Source organism: Devosia oryzisoli (assembly GCF_014837245.1).
Taxonomy (GTDB): domain Bacteria; phylum Pseudomonadota; class Alphaproteobacteria; order Rhizobiales; family Devosiaceae; genus Devosia; species Devosia oryzisoli.
Genome location: NZ_JACYFU010000005.1, coordinates 20,625 through 37,717 on the forward strand (window position 1 = coordinate 20,625; position 17,093 = coordinate 37,717).

The following is a 17,093-nucleotide window of genomic DNA, read 5'->3' on the forward strand; positions in this document are numbered from 1 at the left end:
TGATGATGAACCGCTCAACCATACTGCTCTCACTCGCCCTGACCGGTCTTGCCCCCGCGGCGACAGCACATGACGTCGCCCCGACGATTGTTGCGCAAGGCGATACGACCATCGCCTATATCTTTCCGACATCGCCGCAAAGCTTCATACCGATACGGTCGCTGCCCTCTTTTCTGGCCATGCCCGGAGCAGACCTTCCGCCGGTGGCCACCGAGGTCATTTACTCCGTCCCGCTACCGGCATCGCTGGTTCACGCAACAAGTGACGTCGATTGCCGGCACTTCAGCGGCACCGTGAGGGTAGCGGGGAAGGACATCTTCAATCTCGACCGCGACGGGGACGGCATCGGCTGCGAACCGGAAGATCGGTAACCAGCCCGCCTGCTGCGCGGTCAACAAAAAAGGCCGGCAATCTGCCGGCCTTTGGATTGGATGGAAATGGCGAACTGTTATGCCGCTTCCTCGTCGCTTTCGGCGTCCGCAGCGTCGGTCTTGCCACGCTTTGGGCTCTTGGCGAGCTGCTTTTCGATTAGCTGCACGGCCTCGGTCAGCGTCAGCTTCTTGACGGCGCTGACTTCGCGGCTCATCCGGTCCATCGCTTGCTCGAAGAGCTGGCGCTCCGAATAGGACTGCTCGGGCTGGTCTTCGGAACGATAGAGGTCACGCACGACTTCCGAGATGGCGATGAGGTCGCCCGAATTAATCTTGGCTTCGTATTCCTGCGCGCGACGAGACCACATGGTGCGCTTGACGCGGGCGCGGCCGGTGACGGTATCGAGCGCCTTCTGGACTTCGTCTTCCTCGGCCAGCTTGCGCATGCCGACCGACTTGATCTTGGCGACGGGAACGCGGAGCGTCAGCTTGTCCTGCTCGAAGCTGATGACGAACAGCTCTAGCGTGAGACCAGCGACTTCCTGCTCTTCGATGGCCACGATGATGCCAACGCCATGAGAGGGATAGACGACATGTTCACCGGTCTTGAACCCGAGCCGCTGCTGTGACTTCTTGGCTACCATATGCTGGAACTCCTTGTTGACGCCCCAAATGGCCGGTTCCTCGCGGCAAGGACCGCCATCAAACTCTCTACGCGCGCCCGACCCGGGCGCATTAGCAGTACGAGCTCCAAGCCTTCCGGTTCCGCTTGTGTCCGGGAGGGCCAGATAACCGCAGGTTTTGTGTCAAAAAAATCGTGCCTTACGGCACGGGCTGGGTGAGGGGCTCAACTGCATATGGAAAGACCATAGCACAAAAAATCAGCAAAATCAAAAGGAACGAATCACCGCGCCGCTATAGGCGGTTGCGGCTGCCGATAATATGACGGCAGCATGACAAATGCCTGCTGCGCCCACAAATCTGCCGACTTACGAAAGTCCGTCAGTCGCCCTCGCCAGGCGCGTCGGTGAAGTACTTTGCCAGCTTGCCCTGTTCACCATCACGTTCCTTGGCCTCCGGCAGCGGATCGCGCCGCTCGGTCAGGTTTGGCCAGGCGGTGGAGAACTTGCGGTTGAGCTCTAGCCATTCATCGAGCCCGCTCTCTGTATCGGGCTTGATGGCCTCTGCCGGGCACTCCGGCTCGCAAACACCACAGTCGATACACTCGTCCGGATGGATCACCAGCATATTCTCGCCTTCATAGAAGCAGTCCACGGGACACACTTCGACGCAATCGGTGTATTTGCAGGCGATGCAATTGTCGGTGACGATGTAGGTCATCTAAACGGCGTTCCATGAAGGCTTCAGCGCTCGCCCCGAAGCGGACGGGCTGGTCTCGACGCTTGTGGTGCTAAACCGTTTTCCGGTCCCTCGCAAGGCCGCCGGCGAGGACCGATTGGCGCAGATTTGCGGGCAGCCGGAAACTTTTCCCGGCGCTAATCCTCGCCTTCTTCAGCGCCCCGCAGCCGGTCGGTCTCCCGGCGCTCTTTCTTGGTCGGCCGCCCGGCGCCCGGCCCCCTCGCGGCGATCGCCGCGTCATATGGCGAGAGTTCTACCCGGGGAACCGGAGGCGGCGACAGATCCTCATACAGCGCCTGGGCCTCGCTTGCCGGACCCCGGCGCGTGCCGCAGTCGAGCAAGCGCCAGATCACGACCCGACCATGCAGCGACATGGTGAGCACATCGCCCGCGCCCACCTTGTGGTCGGTGCGTTCGGTGCGCTCGCCATTGACCCGGATGGCCCCCGCCTCAATGATTTTTTGGGCCAGCGTGCGCGACTTGGCCGCGCGCGAAAAGAACAGGAACCGGTCGAGCCGCTCCTTTCGGATGGGCGCCTCGGCAGGGCCGGCCAATCGCTACTCGGTCTTGCCGCGCAGCGCCGCAAGGGCTGCAAATGGGCTATCGGGGTCGAACTTGCGCTCCTCACGCGGCGGCCGACGATCCTGACGGTCCGCCTTGTCCGGGCGGCCCTTGCCGCTGCCTGGCTTTGCCCCCTGCGGCCGGTCCTCACCCTGCGGCGGACGGCGCGGTCCCTTGGGCCGCTGCCGATCCGGGCGCCGCTGCTGACTCTCGGCCCCCTCGCGACGAGGACGATGGTCGCCCCTGCGCTGCTCGTTGCGACGTCCGCCGGGAAACCAGACCTCGTCGAACTCGGGCTCTGCCGTTGCCGGCAGTTCCTCGGCCTCGGTCGCCTCGTTGATCACACCCTCTGCCAAGCCCGGTGCGTCCTCGATCGGTGTCGCCACCGGTTCGGTGGAAACGCTGCCCTCCGCTGCGTCCAGCGTCTCAGCCAGAGCGAGCGTTTCTGCGCTGGCCTCGGCCGGCACCGCCACTGGCTTTGGCGTGCGGCGCAGGCGATACCCGAGCGAGCTCAGAATGGAACTGAAATCCTCCCCCGAACAGCCGAGGAGGCTCGTCATCTCGACCGTCACGCGGAAGCCGTTGCCTTCGGCGGCGCCGGCCGGCAATTCGCCCTGCACTCGCGTCGGATCGAGCGCGATGAGCGGCCGAATGATGTCCGCCAGGCGCTCCAGGATATCGATACGGACCGCCCGCTTGCCCGCCACCTTGAAGCCCGCGATCTCGTAGAGGCGAGTATCCACTTCCGGATCCACTTCGAACGAGGTTCGACCGGACAACACGATATGGGGAATGTCGGTGACGCCCGGCTGGCGCACGCCGCCATGCTTGAGTGCAAACAGGATCAGCGCAAGTTCGCGCGGCGCCGGCTTGAGCGAAAGCGGCAGGTAGATGTGATAGGCGCCGAACTTGATGCCCAGCTTGCGCATCTTGCCGCGCACGTCCTGGTCGAGCCCCTTGACCTCGTCGGCCACCGCGCCGCGCGGCAGCAGGCCCAGATGCTCGAACAACTGGTAGGCAATGCCGCGCGCCGAGCCCTCGAGGTCCGCCGGCGCCTCGAGCGACATGACCTGCTCAAGGACGGTATTGATGTGGTGGCGCAGCCAGAGGCTGAGGCGATCCTGCACGCGCTCCAGGTCGGGCCCGGTCAGGGTCTCATCTGCGAGCATGATGATGCGCGGCCGGTAGAGGCTGTCGCCCTCTGCCAGCTCGGCCACAACTTCGCCGCGCCAACGCAGGCGCCCGTCCGTCGCCAGCACGAACTCTTCGTTTGGCGCTCCCGCCAGCCGGTCGGCGCGATTATGGATTTCAGGCGCCACGACCGAGTCGGCAGCCCCGCGCAACCCCTTGGCGTCCAAATCCCCTTCGGACCGCGCCAGCGTGAAGCGGAAGCCTTCCAGCGTGCCGATGAGGTGGCCTTCGAGCCGGACTTCGCCTTGGCTGTTGATTTCGGGAGATGCCATACGTTTGTCTTTCAGGTGGCGGAGCAGCACGCTTGTACGTCGATCGACAAACCGCTGGGTAAGGCGCTCGTGCAGCGCATCGCTCAGACGGTCTTCGATGTCCTTGGTCTTTTCGCGCCAATGGACCGGGTCTTCAAGCCAGTTTTTGCGCGTCGCGACAAAGGTCCAGGTGCGAATCTGCCGGATTCGATTGCTCAGCGTGTCGATATCGCCCTCTGCATTGTCGCAGAACCGCACCTGCTCGGCGATCCAGTCGGCGCTGACGGCCCCGTGGCGCCTCAGATCGCCGAAGATGCGCGTGACGATTTCGCCATGGGCGGCCGGAGAAATCCCCTGATAATCCGGGATTTGGCAGCATTCCCAGAGGAGCCTCACCGCATCGCGTCCACGCGCCAGGGCGGCCGCTTCATTGCGGGCGAGGAACTCCAGCGCATGCTGGTCGGTCGCCGTTGGAACCCGCGTCAGCGTGCGGTCCTGGGGCGCCATCTCCAGCGACCGGCGCAGCGCCTCGATCGATCCGAAATCCAGCGCGCTGTTGCGCCATTGCAGCACTTTGACCGGTTCGAAATCGTGCGTTTCGAGTTGCACTACCAACTCTTCGTCGAAATTCTCCGTGCCGCCGGTGACCCCGAACGTGCCGTTGCGGGCATGCCGGCCGGCGCGACCAGCGATCTGCCCCAGTTCCGATGGGGTCAACGGGCGGCTCTGGTGGCCATCCCACTTGGTGTCGTCGGCAAAGGCCACGTGGTGGATGTCGAGGTTGAGGCCCATCCCGATCGCATCGGTGGCGACCAGAAAATCCACATCCCCGTTCTGGTAGAGATCGACCTGCGCATTGCGTGTGCGCGGGGAGAGCGCGCCCATCACCACCGCCGCTCCGCCGCGCTCGCGCCGGATCAGTTCGGCAATGGCATAAACCTGCCGTGCAGAGAACGCGACAATGGCGCTTCGCGTGGGCTGTCGGGAGATCTTCTTCGAGCCCGAATAGGTCAATTGAGAAAAGCGTGGCCGCTCTATGATTTCGGCGTGCGGCAGCAGCTTGCGGATCACCGGCGCCATGGTGCCCGAGCCCAGCAGCAGCGTTTCGTGCACGCCCCTCGCCTTGAGGATGCGGTCGGTGAAGACGTGGCCGCGATCGAAGTCAATGGCGGTCTGGATCTCGTCCACCGCAACGCAATCGACATGGATGTCGCTTGGCATGGCTTCGACCGTCGCCACCCAGTAGCGCGGCTTGGCCGGAACGATGCGCTCCTCGCCGGTGACGAGCGCCACCGCCTGCACGCCGACGCGCTCAACCACGCGCTGATAGACCTCCCGGGCGAGAAGCCGCAGCGGCAGGCCGATCATCCCGGACGGATGGGCCAGCATGCGCTCGATCGCATAAAAGGTCTTGCCGGTATTGGTCGGCCCTAAAATGGCCTTGACCGATTGGGAGGGTGCGGAGGTCATTGCGCCCTATGTAAGGGGTTCGGGCCCGGCTTGCGAGAGGCAACACCGAATGAAGATTGGCGGCGCCTTCCGCCCTCGTGTGTTAACGACTGGAACGAAGCAGCAACGAAACACCACCGAATCGGCATTGTGCCGCGAGTGCCTGTTCGTTCTCCACAACATCTGGCCCCATTCCCGGGCAGCCGCCACAACGGGAGAACGTTTTGCCCGCAAACTGTGGCAATAGCGCCAGAAATCCTTTCACCTTCGTTAGCTTTCTCTTAAGAGCGGGCGCTCTGCCCAATGTGCTAATGAACCCTTACGCCGTGCCGCCGCCAAAATGATTGCAGGCTAATCGGCGAGCCCGTGCGCGCCGGGGCTTTCCGGCCTCTGCATTGAAACTTTTTCGCATTGACGTCCCAGGCTGGGAAACGCCGCCCAGCCTGGAGAACGGCCCCCGTGCGCGGCGAGATGATCACTATCTTGGCACGCCGTCGGTCTCTCAACGGAGTCACGACCACCGCTTTGCCGAGCAATTTAACGCCTGGACCAAAAGAGGAACGAACAGGGGCAGAATCGCGGCGGCGATGATGATCTTGGTTTGTTCACCACCATATAGGGTGTGTGGACGTTCGAGGGGCAACTAAAGGCACCTCGCAACGGCCGAGGTCAGAGCGGAAGTCGTTCAAGAACCTAAAGAAGTCGCTAAAAGGGTGCCATTGCGCCATGTCTGAAGAGCGCGCCACCCCACTGACCGTGCTGCGCGGCCCCGCCGTAAACCCCTTGCCCCCCTATTTCCGGGTTGTTGGCGCGGCCGTGGTAACGATAAATTCGTTGACGCGCCATTTCGGGACAAACCCGATGCGCCCGCCCGGAGCGTTCATTTCGCGCCAGTTGCCGGTCGTGGACGTGCAGGATCGCCTACTGTGGCTCGCGACTGTCCTGAAAATGGACTGTGCCGGTTCGGTACACTCGGCCGCCTTCTTTCGGAGGACGAGAAAGCCAAAACGTTGTCCTATCGGCCAAAACGGCTTGATCCGTTCAGCGCGTGCCCACCAGCACCATGGAAAGGTCGCCCACCGTCGTCCCCAGGATGGCGCGATAGGGAATATAGAAGCCGGTATCGGAGAGCGGCATGTACCAGATGAGAATGCGGCTCGAATCGGCGAGATAGTTGGTGATGTCCGAGGAGGTGTAGTGCCCGGAGATGGGCTTGTAGTCGATGGAGCACAACACCAGCGGCCCCTGATAGCCGGTGCGGGGCGAGGTCGCCTCGTCCGTGTTGACGTAGGCCATGGCGATGTCGAAGCGTTCCACACCGGTAAAGATGTTGAGATCGCGTTGGCAGAGGCTCTTGTCGAGTCCTTCTCCCTTGAGCACGAAGGCGGAGAGGAAGTCGCCGACCCCTGTCAGATGCCGGCGCTCCAGCGGCACGCGGTCCGGCGTGTCGAGCACCGGGGGGTTGACCTTGAAACTGGAGACATCGCGCCCGAGGTAGCCGACGTCGACACTGAACTGTTCGCCGTTTGCCCGCGTCTCGAGCGTAAAGCTCTCCGACTGCAGGGCCGGCCCGCCTGAACTCCCGGTCGACCGGGCGGTGGCCGTTCCGCTCGCCACCATCGAGCCGAAGCCGGTGACATTGGCCGAAAGATCCAGCCCGTAGCGCTGGCCGTCGTCATCGAGGGTCACATCCATCAGCGCCACATTGATGCGCCCGACGGTCATCACATAGCTGGCAGTGACGGAAACGGGGGCAGCAAAGGCGCCGGCCATGGAGGCGGCGAGGGTGGCAAGGGCAAGAGCGGATCGGATCACGGCTGGGTCTTTTCGTGTCGTCGCCCCCGGCGGACACGGCCGGGGCGAATCATTTCTTGCGGCCACCGTGCCGACGCTATAGGGACCGCGCAAGCCGCTCGCACCCCTTTGAATCCCCCTCGCGCTTGACGGGGGAGCCCCTTTTCTCTACAGAACCCCCGGATTTCATGACAATCGAGGCCCGTTGCGGGATGACCCCGCCACGCAGGACCTTTACACAAACAGGATCTCAAAAATGGCACGTCGCTGCGAACTGACCGGCAAGGGCGTTATGGTGGGCAACAATGTTTCGCACGCCCTCAACCGCACCCGCCGTCGTTTCCTTCCCAATCTGGTGAACGTCACGCTGATTTCCGAGGCGCTGAACCGCCCGGTGAAGCTGCGCATCGCCACCTCGGCCCTGCGCACCGTCGAACACCGCGGCGGCCTCGATGCGTTCCTGCTCAAGCAGGACGATGCTGACCTGTCCCCGCTGGCCCTGGGCATCAAGAAGGAAGTTCGCGCCGCCCTCGCCGGCTGAGCGCCTTCCGATTTTCGATCAAACCGCGTGGGGGCCACCTCCGCGCGGTTTTTCTTTGCCCGGTTGCTTCGCGCCCTGCCGGCTCTATACCAGCGACACCGGCATGGATTAGAACAGTGCCGGATCGCTCCGCCGATCTCCCCCCGAAGTCGCGTCGGTCTTTTGCCGATGGCGACGCAAAAAGGTGCAGTCTGATGCTGTCTCGCTTTGTTGGCGCCATCGTCGCCATGGTGATCGTGGTCGCCGCCTCCAACGTCCTCGTGCTTTACCCCTTCCAGGTCCAGCTCGGCCCGGTGAACCTCGCCGACCTGCTGACCTGGGGCGCCTTTACCTTTCCCTTCGCCTTCCTGGTCACCGACCTCACCAACCGGTTCGACGGCGCGCGCAATGCGCGGCTGGTCGTGCTGGTCGGCTTCCTCGTCGGCCTGGGCGTTTCCTTCTACCTCAGCTATCACCCCCTGCCTTGGAATGCGGGCGGAGCGCCGGCCACCACGCAACGCATCGCGCTGGCATCGGCCACCGCTTTCGTGGTCGGGCAGTTGCTCGATATCGCGGTCTTTTCGCGCCTCCGGGCCAGCCGCAACTGGCTGTTGCCGCCGCTCGCCGGATCGCTGTTCGGCTCGGTCATCGACACGACCATTTTCTTTACGGTGGCGTTTGCCCCCGCCCTGGCCTTTGTCGACGCGGCCTTCGGTCTTCCCGACGGGTCGCTGGCCTTCCCGGCGCCATGGCTTGGCATCGGACCGGAGGTGCCGCTCTGGCTGTCGCTGGCCTCAGGCGATTTCGCGGTCAAGTTCCTGGCGGCCCTCGTGCTGCTCGCACCCTATCGTGCTCTCATGGGACGCCTGAAGCCGCTACCACCGCTCAGCGCCCTCGCCTGAACGAGTACCGGAGCCCCTTGGCCCCATTTGCGATCATGCCGGCGGCTTGCCGCCCGAAGGTGGCGGCACGAAAGGATTGCCGGGGGCCGGTTGCAGGATGGCGAAGACGTTGCCTTCGGGATCCCGGCAGGTGACTAGCTGGCCCACGCCCGCAATCTCGGTCGCCGGCACCACGATGGTGCCACCGCACGCGGTGATCTTCTTGCCATAGGCTTCGGCCGAAGGGACCTCTATGGTCGGCGTCATGGTTTGCCAACGGCGCTCGCGTCTAGCGATGCCGCCGCCGATCCCCGCCCCATCTTGCCCGGTGCCCAAGAGCCAATAGGGCGTGGGCCCTTCAAGCTTGGTAACCGGCCAGTCAAAGACGTCGGCATAAAAGTCGGCCGCGCGTTGCGGATCGTCAGCAGCGATGTCGATGTGGACGAAATGCGGCATGGCGCGAACTCCGTGACATGGCCATGCTGCCACCGGAGGCTCGGACTAGATTGACGGTGGTCAAGGATCACTCCGCCAGCGCGAACTCGAGCATCAGGCTCCGCTGCCAGCCGTTGAAGTTGTTGTCCGAGCCGATGAAGATGCGGGTCTCGCCGCCGGGCGACTGGTGCACCATCAGGCTTTCCATATTGTCGATATCCCCGCCCTCGGCTGACAGCAGCAACTCGCCCTGCATGAGATTGCCCGGCCGCACCTCGGCCGCCGGCACGCGCCGCAGGGCCATGACGAAGCTGAACAACGCCACGCCGCGCTCGAGGATCAACAAATCTCCATTGGGGAGGAAGGCGCAGTCGGTCGGATTGACAATGGGCGAGTTGCGGTAGCCGATCGGCCCCTTGTCCTTGACCCCCAGGAGCTCGCCGCGGTGGTTGCCCTCTGCATCAAGTGCGCTTTCCGCGATGAGCACGGTGGACCCGGCAATCGGCGATGCCGAAGGCGCAATGCAGGTGGCTTCCAGCGACTCATTGGTGCGCAGATCCGTCAGCCACTGAGGGATGGGAATTTCGCGCGCCGCGCCGCCCGGCCGCCCATCGGCAATGGCGAAATCGGCCACCCGGGTGAGGTTCTCGAAGCTCACGCGCACCGCGACCGGCATGCCGTCGCGCCAGATCGTGTCCATGCCTTCGGCATCACGCGCAAACTGGCGCGGCAAGGGCTTGCCTCCCGAATTCTGGATCGGGTCGATCTGCACTCCGATGAAGCCAAGAAGTCGATCCGAGGCGTCATAGGCGAGTTGTCCGGAAACGAAGTTGCCCCGGTCGGTGACAAAAGCGATGGCCTGGTCCGGCCCCGTGGGCGTGACGCTCGAAAGGCCCCCAAACGTATCTTCCTGGCTTTGCAGCGTCATGCCGCCGCGGAAAATCAGCCCATCGACGGGCTGATCAAGCCCCACGCCCCGAAACTGTGTCACCGCCCCGGACGTCACCGTCACCTCTACCGCGCCGGCCGCCTGGACCAGCGTCAGGAGCGACAGCAGCAAGGGCAGCGGCCGACAGATCATCCGCGCCCCCGCCGCCGCGTCTGGGACGGGGCTTCGTCGTCGAACAGGGCAGCGAGTTCGTCGGTCAATGCACCGGCCAGTTCCTCGGCGTCGAGCAGCGTCACCGCTCGGCGATAGTAGCGCGTCACGTCGTGCCCGATCCCCACGGCCACCAGTTCGATCGGCGAGCGCGTCTCGATCTCCTCGATCACCTGCCGCAAATGTGCCTCGAGGTAGTTGCCGGCGTTGACCGATTGGGTGGAATCGTCCACCGGCGCCCCGTCGGAGATCACCATCAGGATGCGCCGCTGCTCGGGCCGCGCCATCAGGCGCTTGCGCGCCCATTCGAGCGCCTCGCCGTCGATATTTTCCTTGAGCAGGCCCTCGCGCATCATCAGCCCGAGGTTGCGCCGCGCATGGCGCCAGGGCTCGTCGGCCGCCTTGTAGATGATGTGGCGCACATCGTTGACGCGCCCCGGATTGGCAGGCCGATTGGCTTCCAGCCACGCCTCCCGGCTCTTGCCGCCCTTCCAGGCGCGGGTCGTGAAACCCAGGATTTCCACCTTCACGCCGCACCGCTCCAGCGTGCGCGCAAGAATGTCGCCGCAGATCGCCGCGATGGTGATGGGGCGGCCGCGCATGGACCCGGAATTGTCGATCAGGAGGGTGACGACGGTGTCGCGGAAATCGGTGTCGTTCTCGACCTTGAAGCTCAGCGCCTGCAGCGGATCGGTTACCACACGCGTCAACCGTGCGGTGTCCAGCAGCCCCTCTTCAAGGTCGAACTGCCAGCTCCGGTTCTGCTTGGCCATCAGCCGCCGCTGCAGCTTGTTGGCGAGCCGCGCAACCGCACCCGCGAGGTTTTCCAGCTGCTTGTCGAGCAGCGCCCGCAATTGATCGAGTTCATCGGGCGGGCACAGCTCGGCCGCCTTGACGATTTCGTCGAACTTGGTGGTGAAGACCTTGTAGGTGAACTGGTTCGAGAGACGCTCGCCACCGTCCTTGGCGGGCGGGGGCATGGGCGCATCTTCGCCCGCTTCCGCCTCGGCGTCTTCGTCGCTGTCGGCCATGTCGGCTTCCATGCCTTCGACATCGCCGGTTTCTTCGCTCTCGCCGGCCTGCTGGTCCTCTTCGCTTTCGGCCTGCTCGTTCTCGCCCTCGCCCTGCTCCGGGTTCTGCTCCGACCCCTGCGCCTGCTCGGGCTGGCTGTCATTGCCCTCCTCCTCGTCCGAGGCGTCGGGGTCTTCCATCTCGCTTTCGGCGATAAGATCGAGATCGCGCAGCACGGCGCGGGCGGCTTTCGAGAAAGCCTCCTGGTCTTCATAGGTCGAGAGCAGGCTTTCGAGCGAGGGACCGGCCTTGGCTTCAATTTCCTTGCGCCAGAGGTCCACCAGCGCATGCCCCGAGGGCGGCACCGGCACGCCGGCCAGCTTTTCGCGCAGCATCAGCCCCAGCGCCTCGGCCAGGGGCGCATCGCCCTTGTCGTCGACTTCCGCGAAATTGGCGCGGAACAGCCGGTCCTCCAGCATTTCGTGGATATTGCCGCCCATGCCCGGCATGCGGATGACGCCGAGGGACTCGACGCGGGCCTGCTCCAGCGCATCGAAGGCGGCGCGGGCCTGCGGGTCCATCGGCAGGCGCTTGCGATGGGTTTCCGGATCATGGCTGGCGAGCCGCATGGCCATGGCGTCGCCCTGGCCGCGGGCAATGGCGATGTCGCGCCGGGTCGGCAGCCGCGGCAGGTTGGCCAGCCGCGCCTTGTCCGAGGTGAGGAGCGGCCGGTCAGCGGTGAAGCTGATCTCGAGGTCGGCCTTGTTGCCGATGGCGCGCACCGTCGCACCCATGGCGCTCTTGAACACCTGGGTCTGGTCCGGCTTGTTGGACTTGCTGCGCGGGGGAGTTGCCATAGTATATGTCCCGGAAAACCCCTCACCCCAACCCTCTCCCCGGAGGGGCGAGGGGGTAGCTCGGTGCCTGGACGACCACCGCGTCCCCTTCGCCCCTTTGGGGAGAAGGTGGCCCGCAGGGCCGGATGAGGGGTCTCCCGGAAGAACCGGGAGAAGTGAGTTAAGCCATCACCGCCAGATTGGCGGAGCTTTCCGGCAGATCTTCGCCGAACACGCGCTGGTAGAACTCGGCCACCACGGGGCGCTCGAGCTCGTCGCACTTGTTGAGGAAGGTGAGGCGGAAGGCAAAGCCGATGTCGCCGCCGAAGATTTCGGCATTCTCGGCCCAGGTGATGACGCCGCGCGGGCTCATCACGGTGGAGAGGTCGCCGTTGATGAAGGCCTGGCGCGTGAGATCGGCCAGCCGCACCATGTTGTTGACGAGCTTGCGCCCCTTCTCGGTCTCGCCATAGGCCTTGTTCTTGGCCAGGACGATGCCGACTTCCTTGTCGTGCGGCAGGTAGTTGAGCGTCGTCACGATGCTCCAGCGGTCCATCTGGCCCTGATTGATCTGCTGCGTGCCGTGATAGAGGCCCGAGGTGTCGCCCAGCCCGATGGTGTTGGTGGTCGCGAACAGGCGGAAGGCCGGGTGGGGGGTGATGACGCGGTTCTGATCGAGCAGCGTCAGCCGGCCCGACTGCTCCAGCACGCGCTGGATCACGAACATCACGTCCGGGCGGCCGGCGTCGTATTCGTCGAACACCAGCGCGATGTTGTTCTGCACCGCCCAGGGCAGGATGCCGTCGCGGAACTCGGTGATCTGCTTGCCATCCTTGAGCACGATCGCGTCCTTGCCGACGAGGTCGATGCGCGAGACGTGGCTGTCGAGGTTGACGCGCACCAGCGGCCAGTTGAGACGGGCCGCGACCTGCTCGATATGGGTGGACTTGCCGGTGCCGTGATAGCCTTGCACCATGACGCGGCGGTTGTAGGCGAAGCCGGCCAGGATCGCGAGCGTGGTGTTGCGGTCGAACAGGTAGTCCGGGTCGACCGGCGGCACGTGGTCGGTGCGCTCCTTGTAGCCCTTGACCACGAGGTCCGTGTCGATACCGAACAACTCCCGCGCCTTGTATTCGGTGTCGGGCAGATTGGGGAATTCGGTCATGGCAAGGCTCTTGGAGTTCAGCGTTCGTTTCGTCGGGAGGTGGATGCCTGCCCGCTGGGCAGCGCTCCATTCTGCAAGTCGTGCCGCTCTATAGCAGCATTGTGGCGGGGCTGGTAGCCTCGCCGGCGCCGCAGCGCATGGGGCTTAGCGCACCACGAAACCGGCCTTCTTGAGATGGGTGTAGGCCGCGATGATCGCCCGCAGCCGCTCCTCGGACGAGGTATCGCCACCATTGACGTCCGGGTGGTGCTTTTTGACGAGCCCCTTATAGGCCTGCTTGATCTCGTCGGATTTGGCCCGTTGGGTGAAGCCGAGCACTTCAAGGGCACGCCGGTCCGGCTCGTTGAGCGGCCGAACGCGCTCGGTGGCGGGGCGCTTGGCCTGCTGGTAGCGATAGCGCGCAAAGACGCCGAACGGATCGCCATAACGGTCCCCCAGCTTGGGCGCCCCCTGCTGCGCCGCGGCCTTGGCCGCCCCTGCGCTGCCGTTGCCAAAGCTCGAGCGCGTCTCCGCCTTGGGCGGGGTGTGCAACACCTCGTCCAGCTCCTCCGGGCTCATGCCGGCGAAGTAGTTGAAGGCCTTGTTGTAGTGGCGAACGTGCTCGAGGCAGAAATTGTGGTACTGCCCCTCCGACTTCTTGCCCTTTGGCGCCCGGTATTCCCCTGGCCGGTCACAGCCTTCCCAATCGCAGGTATCAGCCACCGGCTCGGGCTTCTCGTCCCGGCGCGAGCGGATGCGAATGGAATCGAATATCTTGGATTGCTGTTTCATTGCGCCTAGTTACGGTCCTTGAAACCATTGTCTTTGCGGAGCCCGAACCGTGTCCATCACCGACGTGATAACAGCCAAGCTCACAGAACGTTTTTCGCCGCTCCATCTGGAGGTCATCGACGAATCCAACCGCCATCGGGGTCACGCCGGCTGGCGGGAGGGTGGTGAAACTCATTTTCGTGTCAGAATCGCGACCCGCAATTTTGACGGCCTGAGCCGCGTCGCGCAACACCGGGCGGTGATGGAAACGCTCGACGCAGAATTGAAGGACCGCGTCCACGCCCTCGCCATCGAGGTGCTTCCCTCCGGAAACGCCCCGTCAGGCACAACCGGTTCCCCGGCCTAACCCTGCGCGTTCTGGTCCGGTTGCGGCACGATGCGCACCTTTGACACGCGTTGCCGGTCGCGGGCCAGGACGACGAAGTCGAAGCCGTGCGCGCTGACCTCGTGGCCCGGATCGGGAATGATCCTGGCCGCGATGATCACGATCCCCGCCACGGTGTTGGCGTGGGTGTCTGGGAGGTCCCAGTCAAGGGCCCGGTTGATGTCGCGGATGGGGATGCTCGCATCCACGATATAGCTGCCGTCGGGCTGTTTCTCAATCCCGTAGAGCGCTTCATCATCCGGCTCGTCGTGTTCGTCCGAGATGTCGCCGACAATCTCCTCGATGATGTCTTCCAGCGTCACGAGGCCTTCGAGCACCCCGTATTCGTCGAGCACCAGCGCCATGTGGGTGTGGCGCTTGAGGAAGGCCGCCAATTGGGTCTGCACCGGGGTCGATTGCGGAATGAACCAGGGCTTGCTGGCGATCTGCTCGATGCTGATCTGGCTCATATCGCCCTTGGCGGCGGCCACAGCGCGCAGCACGTCCTTGGCGTGGACCATGCCGACGATATCGTCGCTCTCGCCCCGATAGAGGGGGATGCGCGTATACGCGCTCGCCAGCACCGCATCCACGAGGGCTTCGATCGGCTGATCCGCGTCGAGCGCCGTCATCTGCGTGCGGTGCACCATCACGTCGCTGACCGCGAGGTCGCTGAGATCGAGGATGCCGCCCAGCATGTCGCGGTCGCCCTTGACCACCTCTCCCTCCGAATGCAGCAGGTTCAGGGTCCCGCGAATCTCGTCCCGCCCGGAAATGGCGCTGACATTGCTCGCATCGAGCCCGAACAAGCGCAGGATAGCGTTGACGATGCCCTGCACCGCCAGGGTCACCGGAGCGAAGAGGAACACCACCACGCGCACCGCCGGTGCGACGGCGAGCGCAAAGCCATCGGGACGCATCAGCGCCAGGGTCTTGGGCAGCACCTCCGAGAAGATCACCACGGCCGCTGTCATGCCCAGCGTGGCATAGGCGATGCCTGACTGGCCGAAGAGGGCGATCAGCACGCTCGCCGCCAATGTGGAGGCGAGAATGTTCACGACATTGTTGCCAAGCAGGATCGCGCCGATCAGCCGCTCTTTTTCCGTGCTGAGACTTTCCACCAGTTCGGCCCGCTTGTCCCCGGCGCGGGCCAGCTGGTGCATCCGCGCGCGCGACGCCGCCGTGAGCGCCGTCTCGGAACCGGAAAAGAAAAAGCTCATCGCCAGCAGCAGGACGATACCGGCACAGGTCAGCCAAAGCGCAATTGTCATGCGGAACGCATCTCCTCGAGGTAACCATGAACCACTTGAGGATCGACATTCTTTTCAATGAACGCTTGGCCGATGCCTCGCGTCAGGATGAAGGTCAGGGCGCCCCGTTGCACCTTCTTGTCCTGCGCGACGGCCGCCATCAGCGTCTCGGTCGAGCCGATTTCACCCGGGATATCGGCCAGACGGGTGGGAAGACCCGCTGCCTTGAGGTGGTTTTCCACCCGGCTCGCATCCTGCCCCGGCGCCAGCCCGAGGCGCGTGGAAAAGCCGTGCGCCAGCACCATGCCGATGGACACGCCCTCGCCATGCAGGAGGCGGTCGGAGTAGCCGGTATCCTTTTCCAGCGCATGCCCGAACGTGTGTCCCAGATTGAGCAGCGCCCGCACGCCGGTTTCCGTTTCGTCCTCGATCACGACGCGCGCCTTGTGCGCGCAACAGCGCGCAATGGCCTCGCCCCGCGCCGGCCCACCTGCAAAAATCTCGCTGCGGTTCGCTTCAAGCCATTCGAAGAACTGCGGATCATCGATGAGGCCATATTTGACCACCTCGGCGTAACCAGCTGCGAATTGCCGCAGCGGCAAAGTATCGAGGGTGGAGAGATCGGCCAGCACTAGCCGCGGCTGGTGGAAGGCGCCGACCAGGTTCTTGCCCTGCGGCGAGTTGATGCCCGTCTTGCCGCCGACCGAGGAATCCACCTGCGCCAGGAGCGAGGTCGGCATCTGCACGAAGTCCATGCCGCGGCGGGTGATGGCGGCGGCAAATCCTGCCAGATCGCCGATGACGCCGCCCCCCAGCGCGATCACCAGGTCGCCCCGTTCCAACCGGGCGGCGAGCAGCCCTTCGACCACCTGCTCGAGGGCCGAATAGCTCTTGGTCGCCTCGCCTGGCGGCAGCACGATTGCAGAATAGGAGAGCCCCGCTGCGTCGAGCGCAGTCTGCAAGCGCGGCAACTGCGCCTTTGCCACCGTCTCGTCCGTGACGATCCCGAAGCGCCGGCCGGGAAAGCGATCGGCGAGGATAGCGCCGGCTTCCTCCAGGAGCCGCGGCCCGATCAGGATGTCGTAGGCTCGCTCGCCGAGGGCCACGTGCACGGTGTGATCGATCTGCGGCATGCTTCAAAGTCTCCCGGCGCCGAGCGTGGCGCCTCAAAAAAATCGTCAGGAAAGATGGGCGAGGACCGCTGCGATGACATCGCTCGCCACCGTGTCCTGCGACACATCCCGGCTCATCACGGTCACGTCCGCCTCGGCATAGATGGGGTAACGCTCCGCGATCAGCCGCTCGAGCGTTGCCTTGGGGTCGGCCGTCAGGAGGAGGGGGCGGTTCGAGCGGCGCGAGACCCGCGCGAACAGCACCTCGAGATCGGCCTTAAGCCAGACCGACACGCCCCCTTCCTTGACCAAGGCCCGGGTCTCGGCGTTGACGAAGGCTCCGCCTCCGGTGGCGAGGACAATGTCCTTCTCCTTGAGAAGCCGCGATATGACCCGGCGTTCACCGGCCCGGAACTCGCCTTCACCATGCTGGGCGAAAAACTCCGGTATGCTCATCTGGGCGGCACTTTCGATTTCAGCGTCGCTGTCGACGAATACCCGCCCCAAACGGCGGGCAACCCTGCGGCCGACGGTCGTCTTGCCTGCACCCATCATGCCCACCAGAACCAGCGGCCGGCCGGCAAGCCGGGCGGCAAGTGCCTTGGCGCGTCCTTGCCGTGCCGTGCCTTGCGATCTGCTCAACGCCCCTGCCCTCCGTCTGCCTGCGTTTCAA

The 17,093-nt window shown here is 64.4% G+C and carries 17 protein-coding genes; 4 read left to right on the forward strand and 13 right to left on the reverse strand.

Annotated features, from left to right (window positions below; genetic code table 11):
* Window positions 1-5: 5 nt before the first annotated feature.
* The gene (locus IC608_RS17965; protein WP_210316400.1) at window positions 6-371 is read left to right on the forward strand and encodes an excalibur calcium-binding domain-containing protein; all 366 of its coding nucleotides are present in this window, start codon (window positions 6-8) and stop codon (window positions 369-371) included.
* Between the two features lie 77 nt (window positions 372-448).
* Here the strand turns inward: IC608_RS17965 and IC608_RS16235 are convergent, their stop codons facing one another.
* The 5 genes from IC608_RS16235 to IC608_RS16255 all read right to left on the reverse strand — a co-directional run bounded on the left by IC608_RS16235 (window position 449) and on the right by IC608_RS16255 (window position 6,997).
* Window positions 449-1,015, reverse strand: coding sequence for a CarD family transcriptional regulator (locus IC608_RS16235; protein WP_191777708.1), 567 nt, complete (start codon window positions 1,013-1,015; stop codon window positions 449-451).
* A 358-nt stretch (window positions 1,016-1,373) separates the two neighbouring features.
* The gene (fdxA, locus tag IC608_RS16240; RefSeq protein WP_191777710.1) at window positions 1,374-1,712 is read right to left on the reverse strand and encodes a ferredoxin FdxA; all 339 of its coding nucleotides are present in this window, start codon (window positions 1,710-1,712) and stop codon (window positions 1,374-1,376) included.
* A 155-nt stretch (window positions 1,713-1,867) separates the two neighbouring features.
* A complete protein-coding gene (locus tag IC608_RS16245; RefSeq protein ID WP_191777712.1) occupies window positions 1,868-2,284 on the reverse strand; it encodes an RNA-binding S4 domain-containing protein in 417 nt (138 codons plus the stop codon).
* 3 nt (window positions 2,285-2,287) lie between these two features.
* On the reverse strand, window positions 2,288-5,203 hold the full coding sequence (locus tag IC608_RS16250; RefSeq protein ID WP_191777715.1) for a helicase-related protein: 2,916 nt from the start codon (window positions 5,201-5,203) through the stop codon (window positions 2,288-2,290).
* Window positions 5,204-6,223: 1,020 nt separating this feature from the next.
* Window positions 6,224-6,997: a DUF3108 domain-containing protein gene (locus tag IC608_RS16255; RefSeq protein ID WP_191777717.1), complete on the reverse strand. Its 774-nt coding sequence runs from the start codon at window positions 6,995-6,997 to the stop codon at window positions 6,224-6,226.
* Window positions 6,998-7,232: 235 nt separating this feature from the next.
* Here IC608_RS16255 and rpmB point away from each other — a divergent pair, with 235 nt between their 5' ends.
* Together rpmB and IC608_RS16265 are read left to right on the forward strand one after the other, a co-directional pair.
* Window positions 7,233-7,517, forward strand: coding sequence for a 50S ribosomal protein L28 (gene rpmB, locus IC608_RS16260; protein ID WP_191777720.1), 285 nt, complete (start codon window positions 7,233-7,235; stop codon window positions 7,515-7,517).
* 194 nt (window positions 7,518-7,711) lie between these two features.
* Window positions 7,712-8,398, forward strand: coding sequence for a queuosine precursor transporter (locus IC608_RS16265; RefSeq protein WP_191777722.1), 687 nt, complete (start codon window positions 7,712-7,714; stop codon window positions 8,396-8,398).
* Window positions 8,399-8,431: 33 nt separating this feature from the next.
* On the opposite strand, the gene IC608_RS16270 is transcribed toward IC608_RS16265, so the two are convergent.
* From IC608_RS16270 to IC608_RS16290, 5 genes are all read right to left on the reverse strand, one after another.
* The gene (locus IC608_RS16270; RefSeq protein WP_191777724.1) at window positions 8,432-8,833 is read right to left on the reverse strand and encodes a VOC family protein; all 402 of its coding nucleotides are present in this window, start codon (window positions 8,831-8,833) and stop codon (window positions 8,432-8,434) included.
* 67 nt (window positions 8,834-8,900) lie between these two features.
* Window positions 8,901-9,893 (reverse strand): esterase-like activity of phytase family protein, encoded by a 993-nt coding sequence (locus IC608_RS16275; protein ID WP_191777726.1) that lies wholly within the window; start codon window positions 9,891-9,893, stop codon window positions 8,901-8,903.
* A complete protein-coding gene (cobT, locus tag IC608_RS16280; protein ID WP_191777737.1) occupies window positions 9,890-11,779 on the reverse strand; it encodes a cobaltochelatase subunit CobT in 1,890 nt (629 codons plus the stop codon). The genes IC608_RS16275 and cobT overlap by 4 nt, the downstream gene beginning before the upstream one ends.
* A gap of 160 nt (window positions 11,780-11,939) precedes the next feature.
* Entirely contained in the window at window positions 11,940-12,923 is a 984-nt protein-coding gene (gene cobS / locus IC608_RS16285) for a cobaltochelatase subunit CobS (RefSeq protein WP_191777739.1), read from the reverse strand.
* A gap of 144 nt (window positions 12,924-13,067) precedes the next feature.
* Window positions 13,068-13,694: a J domain-containing protein gene (locus IC608_RS16290; protein ID WP_191777748.1), complete on the reverse strand. Its 627-nt coding sequence runs from the start codon at window positions 13,692-13,694 to the stop codon at window positions 13,068-13,070.
* A 49-nt stretch (window positions 13,695-13,743) separates the two neighbouring features.
* Between IC608_RS16290 and IC608_RS16295 the strand changes: the two genes are divergently transcribed.
* Window positions 13,744-14,040 (forward strand): BolA/IbaG family iron-sulfur metabolism protein, encoded by a 297-nt coding sequence (locus tag IC608_RS16295; protein ID WP_191777749.1) that lies wholly within the window; start codon window positions 13,744-13,746, stop codon window positions 14,038-14,040.
* Here the strand turns inward: IC608_RS16295 and IC608_RS16300 are convergent.
* The 3 genes from IC608_RS16300 to IC608_RS16310 are packed head-to-tail and all read right to left on the reverse strand — an operon-like array spanning window position 14,037 to window position 17,062.
* Window positions 14,037-15,329, reverse strand: coding sequence for an HlyC/CorC family transporter (locus IC608_RS16300; RefSeq protein WP_191777751.1), 1,293 nt, complete (start codon window positions 15,327-15,329; stop codon window positions 14,037-14,039). The two genes, IC608_RS16295 and IC608_RS16300, sit on opposite strands and share 4 nt — an antisense overlap.
* Window positions 15,326-16,441, reverse strand: a complete 1,116-nt coding sequence (gene aroB / locus IC608_RS16305; protein ID WP_191777753.1) for a 3-dehydroquinate synthase — start codon at window positions 16,439-16,441, stop codon at window positions 15,326-15,328. Before aroB ends, IC608_RS16300 begins: the two co-directional genes overlap by 4 nt.
* A gap of 45 nt (window positions 16,442-16,486) precedes the next feature.
* Entirely contained in the window at window positions 16,487-17,062 is a 576-nt protein-coding gene (locus IC608_RS16310) for a shikimate kinase (protein ID WP_191777755.1), read from the reverse strand.
* Window positions 17,063-17,093 lie beyond the last annotated feature (31 nt).

Coding starts and splice junctions, on each gene's coding strand:
- IC608_RS16290 (WP_191777748.1), bottom strand. CDS start 13,694: ATGAAACAGCAATCCAAGATATTCGATTCCATTCGCATCCGCTCGCGC.
- IC608_RS16275 (WP_191777726.1), bottom strand. CDS start 9,893: ATGATCTGTCGGCCGCTGCCCTTGCTGCTGTCGCTCCTGACGCTGGTC.
- fdxA (WP_191777710.1), bottom strand. CDS start 1,712: ATGACCTACATCGTCACCGACAATTGCATCGCCTGCAAATACACCGAT.
- cobS (WP_191777739.1), bottom strand. CDS start 12,923: ATGACCGAATTCCCCAATCTGCCCGACACCGAATACAAGGCGCGGGAG.
- IC608_RS16300 (WP_191777751.1), bottom strand. CDS start 15,329: ATGACAATTGCGCTTTGGCTGACCTGTGCCGGTATCGTCCTGCTGCTG.
- IC608_RS16270 (WP_191777724.1), bottom strand. CDS start 8,833: ATGCCGCATTTCGTCCACATCGACATCGCTGCTGACGATCCGCAACGC.
- IC608_RS16250 (WP_191777715.1), bottom strand. CDS start 5,203: ATGACCTCCGCACCCTCCCAATCGGTCAAGGCCATTTTAGGGCCGACC.
- rpmB (WP_191777720.1), top strand. CDS start 7,233: ATGGCACGTCGCTGCGAACTGACCGGCAAGGGCGTTATGGTGGGCAAC.
- IC608_RS16265 (WP_191777722.1), top strand. CDS start 7,712: ATGCTGTCTCGCTTTGTTGGCGCCATCGTCGCCATGGTGATCGTGGTC.
- IC608_RS17965 (WP_210316400.1), top strand. CDS start 6: ATGAACCGCTCAACCATACTGCTCTCACTCGCCCTGACCGGTCTTGCC.
- cobT (WP_191777737.1), bottom strand. CDS start 11,779: ATGGCAACTCCCCCGCGCAGCAAGTCCAACAAGCCGGACCAGACCCAG.
- IC608_RS16235 (WP_191777708.1), bottom strand. CDS start 1,015: ATGGTAGCCAAGAAGTCACAGCAGCGGCTCGGGTTCAAGACCGGTGAA.
- aroB (WP_191777753.1), bottom strand. CDS start 16,441: ATGCCGCAGATCGATCACACCGTGCACGTGGCCCTCGGCGAGCGAGCC.